The 2179-nt window shown below is 52.2% G+C and carries 2 protein-coding genes and 1 pseudogene; all 3 read left to right on the forward strand.

From position 1 onward, the window contains the following. Positions 1-637: phage tail tip fiber protein (locus tag OGV69_RS16090; RefSeq protein WP_286469408.1), on the forward strand; the 637-nt coding region annotated here is incomplete at its 5' end. 1 nt (position 638) lies between these two features. Continuing rightward, positions 639-1583 carry a DUF6453 family protein gene (locus OGV69_RS16095; protein ID WP_069325471.1) on the forward strand — a complete coding sequence of 315 codons (945 nt, stop codon included), beginning with the start codon at positions 639-641 and terminating at the stop codon, positions 1581-1583. Between the two features lie 9 nt (positions 1584-1592). Continuing rightward, positions 1593-2179: pseudogene (locus OGV69_RS16100) on the forward strand (phage tail fiber protein); the annotation flags it as partial.

Consider the following 2179-nt stretch of genomic DNA (forward strand, 5'->3'; position numbering starts at 1 on the left):
GGAACACCAGTGGGCGCAGTACGGCGAAGTGCGCGCGGATATTCTGGTGGTTAAAACGACCATTGCAGATGTTGATAAAGCGATGGCTGAAATGTCCACGCAGGTGCAGGCGCAGTTCAATGATGTGACTGCAGCGCTGGAAGATAAGCTCACCGCCGTAGTTGATGCTACAGGAGCATCTGCAATTTACACCCTCAAAACCGGAGTCCGGATTAACGGTGTGATGTATAACGCCGGGATGTCGATTGCAGTGCTGGCCGAAGCGGGTAAACCGGTAGTCACTCGTGTCGGATTTAACGCCAATCAATTCGTCCTGATGAGTGGCAGCGGTGATACGCAATATTCACCCTTTGCAGTGGTGAATGGTCAGGTGTTTATCAGTGATGCGTTTTTCCGTGATGCCTCCATTGATTTCGGAAAAATTACTGACAGCCTGCAGTCATCAAACTTTATAGCAGGTCCGGGCGGGCGTGGATGGAAATTACCAAAATCAGGGAATGCAGAGTTTCATGGAAGCCTGTACGCAGATGGCGGAGCATTTGCATTTAACGGCACCAATAACACCGTCGTAATCAACGGGAATGGACTGACGGTCAATTTGTCCGGTGGTGGTCGGGTTGTAGTAGGGAGGTGGTGATATGCCTGAGGGGATATTAATCGACTATAACGATGGCCGTCCGGCAATGGCAATTACTGCGGGGCTGCGAGCCCCCAGTTTTTGCACATCGTTCTCGGGCTGGTCATCCCAGTCAATGCAGTACCCGGTCAATACACCACTTGTTCCCGGCTCACTGGCTATCGTTGTGCCAACTAACCCCATCTACATCTATTCCTATGCTGAATTTGATGTGGCCATTATGACAGGTGTCACCCGAAACGGGGACGCCGGGGTCATCATTGGCGCAGAGACCATCGGGGGGAAGGCCATCACTCCGGACTGGTCTGGTTATGTCATGGAACTGCTGCCTGCGGCGACTTATAACGAAGGATTACTGGTTTCAAACTCGACTGACTTTACCGCCATATCCAACCAGGCCGCGCTGATGACCTGCGCTTATTCCGGGCGCATTACGGTTAACGGCAGCGCGCCGCTTCCGGTGAGCGGTATTCCTTTCGGCAAATGGGATAACCCGAATGTGTCGGTAGGGTTTGATGGCGGCAACATCATCGTTCGCGATATTTCCTACACAGGGCGGGATGACTTAGAAGGCACAGCAACGATTGACCTGGTGGTATTCAACCAGACGGCTCCTATCGGTGGCGACGGTATCACAATGACCAACGCCGCAGGCCAGGTCACGTTCTCCACGCTGAAACGCCCGTTTGTATATGACCGACAAATCCAGATAACCGACGCATTCCAGGATATAGGCGGCGGGTTCTGCCAGATAGTCTACACCGGCGTTCAGGTACGAATGATTGGTGGATGGGGAAATATCAGAACCAAAGGCGTGGTTATGTCAGGCGGTAACGTCAGGTCAGCCTACAACAAAGTATTTACAGACCGTAATTCCGGCTCATGGGATATGACCAGAAACAGAAATATCGCCATGCCCATTCTAATCCTTCCGAATATGTACTGAGGAAAAACTATGTCAGCAGGAACTTTAACCCTGACGAATAACTCTGCTGTGGTCGCTGGCAACGGGACCGCGTTTACTACCGAGGTGGCGGCCGGAGATTTTATTGTTGTCACTGTCGGCGGCGTTCCCTATACGCTCCCGGTTAAATCAGTGGAAAGCGGTGCAGCGTTGACGCTGGTCAGCAATTTTACCGGGCCAACACAGTCTGGTGTGGCCTGGTCTGCTGTCCCACGTGTTGCTCTTAATATGGTGACAGCCGCGCTGGTTGCTCAAAGCGCTGAAGCCCTGCGCGGGCTGAACTACGATAAGCAAAACTGGCAGCAGGTATTCAGCGGTACGGGAAACATCACGGTAAGGCTGCCGGATGGCAGTTCTTATACAGGGCCAGCCTGGGGAAGTATTACCACAGCGCTTTCGGAAAAGGCAGATAAAACAGAGCTTGAAGGTTACGCTAAAAAAGGCAGTAACAGCGATATCACGAGTCTTTCCGGTCTGACGACTTCCCTGAGTGTTACGCAGGGAGGGACTGGTGGTAATAGCCAGCAATCAGCATGTCATGGTATAGGGGCGCTTCAGGTAAATCGAACTGTATCTAA

Source organism: Citrobacter sp. Cc139 (assembly GCF_030334645.1).
In the GTDB taxonomy this organism is placed as follows: Bacteria; Pseudomonadota; Gammaproteobacteria; order Enterobacterales; family Enterobacteriaceae; genus Citrobacter; species Citrobacter werkmanii.

Coding starts and splice junctions, on each gene's coding strand:
- OGV69_RS16095 (WP_069325471.1), top strand. CDS start 639: ATGCCTGAGGGGATATTAATCGACTATAACGATGGCCGTCCGGCAATG.